Here is a 2,610-nt window from a genome sequence, read left to right as displayed (position 1 = left end):
TGACAGGAAGAAGCCCGGCGAGATTTATTGAGTTACTTAGAGGTTGATGCATCTTTTAGAAGCTGAGAGCAAAAGACAAATGCTCTCAGCTTGCTTTGTTTGCCTATTTTCAACGGCTTGTTTGGTTCTTCAAAAACTCTTCAAGTGGAATCGGTTTAGCGAACAAGAAGCCCTGTAGGTAGCTGACGCTTCGCTCTCTTAAATAATCTGCTTGTTGCTCTGTTTCAACGCCTTCAGCGATGACATCTAGCGATAAGTCGTGCGACAAGGTGATCATGTTTTGAAGTAGGTGGCCTGTTATTGTGTCAACGCCAATGTCTCGGACAAAGGTTTGGTCAATCTTTAGGTAGTCGAGGTCTACTTTTTGTAAGTTAACCAAAGAGGAGTGACCCGTACCAAAGTCATCTATTGCTATCTTGCATCCGAGCGCTTTGATTTTCCCGAAAATATCATCGGTTAAATCGCAGTAGTTTAGCGCTTCTCTTTCTGTGAGTTCTAGAACTAGAGTAATGTCGTCACAGTCAATAATATCGATAAATTCCTGACACGCCTCCAGTAATGTGCCTTTCGAACAGTGCTGGGGTGAAATGTTTATACCCACATGGAAACCATTAGGTAACTTGTCTATGAAAGGCTTAATTTGCATAGCAGTGAGCCGCATCAATTGATGTGTCATAGGTACAATAAGACCAGAGGTTTCAGCCTTAGGAATGAAAAGATCTGGCCTCACGATGCCTTGCACGGGGTGTTTCCACCTTAATAGGATCTCAATGCCTTGTATTGTACGAGTTTTACTATCCACAATCGGCTGAGCGTAAGGGATAAACTCTTTTCTTTCCATTGCTCGCTCGATTTCAAGGTATAGGTTGGATGGGCGCTTCGAGAGCCAAATTAGGTAGGCGGCAAACAACGTTTGTAAGAGGATGATGGCTACAATGTATTGTTTATCCTTGGCCCAGAATGCCGCCAGCATGTTTGGGTAAGCAAAACCTGCATGTGCGCTATAAGGAAACTGTTTTGATGACACTTGATGCCAAGAGATGAGTTTTTCTACTGGGTTTGTCTTTACGGTCAACTCTTTACTATCAAGCCACTTATCACCGACCGCAATAAACGACCGTAACTTGCTGCCTGAAGTGAGCGACTCTCTTAGGTAAAGGCTATCAATCCCACTTAATGCCGCGTGATCATCCAACGTTGACCTCACCACGATAAGAGGGTGAGAAGTATCAACATTACTTCCATTAAGCAGCAGTAATTGTCCTGAAGTGTATGCGGTAGGATCATATTTGTAATTGCCTTCACCCCAAATAGAGGTGCAGAAGATAACATTGTCTTTCGCTAGATTGGCACTTCGTACGTAAGGTATGGTTGCTACCAGATGTCTAAGGGCTAGGGCTTCATCTTCACAGGCATTAGAGTTTAGCAATAGCTTTAAAGCACTCGTGTTGGTCTCTTCACCAAACTCAAGAATCTCATCTACCTCTTGAACGATGCTCAATGCTTTCTGGTTTGCTTGCTCATCCAGTGAACGCCCAAAATTGAGATACAAAAAAGTGAGAGCCAAGACGCAAGGGATAAAAGAAAGGCAGAGTAGATATGTTGGGCTATTTTTTTTGTTTGCAAACATAGAAGGCCTAGTTAATTGAGTCTTTTTTGTTTAAAGAGAAGAGCATTTAACGAGATTGGGGTACCCAAGTGTTTCGGTAGGAATACATAAACATCAGTATAAAGCATAATTTTAATCTTTCACTTAATATTCGCTGCTGATTCCACGTTGTCCATTCTCATTTTTGAGAAATAATTGTTCAACACGAAGCATATAGTGAATGAAAAATACATATTGCCTATTTTATCTGCAAAGATATGTGGTGTACGTTAGTAACTCTTCATAGAATAATCAGCATTAGGTTAGATTATTTCCCTTACGGAAAATATTAACTATACAGTTTCGATATATCACTATTAATATTAAGGTTATTTGGCGGCCGTCTATAGAGGTGAATCCTCAATGGTAAATGCCCACTTGATACACTTTGGTGTGCAAACAAACCCCAAAGTGTATTTTTTTATCATGAATATATAAACGTTTTGTGTTAAATTTTTATTATTTATAGCCGTTATTTCAATCAGTTCTGCCTGTTGAGCTAAGATCTGCTCTTTAGTCTTTTGCAATAAAACGTCGCTTAGTTTTGTATCAAATACATTCACTATTTCATCATAACTAAGTTGCTTCCCCTCGATAGAGATAAAGTAAGCTTTATTTCCAACTTCGTTGATCTCATCGACGCCGTTTTGAGCCAAAAGGCTCATGGCTCCGTTATGGGTACCAGCAATCTTCCATATGAAGCCTTCTGGCGCTGTAAGTATTTGACCGTAGGTCGTACATTTTACATCGGACAGCTCAGAAATTAGGCCAGGCATTCCGGTGACCATATCATCGGGACCATCTTTACAGGGTATCTGAAACTCTGGATTAACTAGATCGACCAATTGAGCGGCGTGTAATGGTGCTGTGAGTCCCATCAAGGCAATGCTTAATATCATCTGCTTAAACATTTCAACTTCTCTTAATTGTTTTGTTTAAATTGGGCGTGCCCAAGGCCAAGT

At 40.7% G+C, this 2,610-nt stretch carries 2 protein-coding genes; both read right to left on the bottom strand.

The genetic code is table 11. The annotated features are described in order from the left end of the window. Positions 1–109: 109 nt before the first annotated feature. Complete coding sequence (locus tag BCT81_RS21780) at positions 110–1,630, bottom strand: EAL domain-containing protein (RefSeq protein ID WP_102425813.1); 1,521 nt, start codon at positions 1,628–1,630, stop codon at positions 110–112. A 362-nt stretch (positions 1,631–1,992) separates the two neighbouring features. Beyond that, positions 1,993–2,559: a hypothetical protein gene (locus BCT81_RS21775; protein ID WP_102425812.1), complete on the bottom strand. Its 567-nt coding sequence runs from the start codon at positions 2,557–2,559 to the stop codon at positions 1,993–1,995. Positions 2,560–2,610: the final 51 nt, after the last annotated feature.

This window comes from Vibrio sp. 10N.261.52.A1 (assembly GCF_002876325.1).
Classification (GTDB): domain Bacteria; phylum Pseudomonadota; class Gammaproteobacteria; order Enterobacterales; family Vibrionaceae; genus Vibrio; species Vibrio chagasii.
The sequence above is the reverse complement of the archived record's forward strand: the minus strand, read 5'-3'. Positions and strand labels throughout refer to the sequence as shown.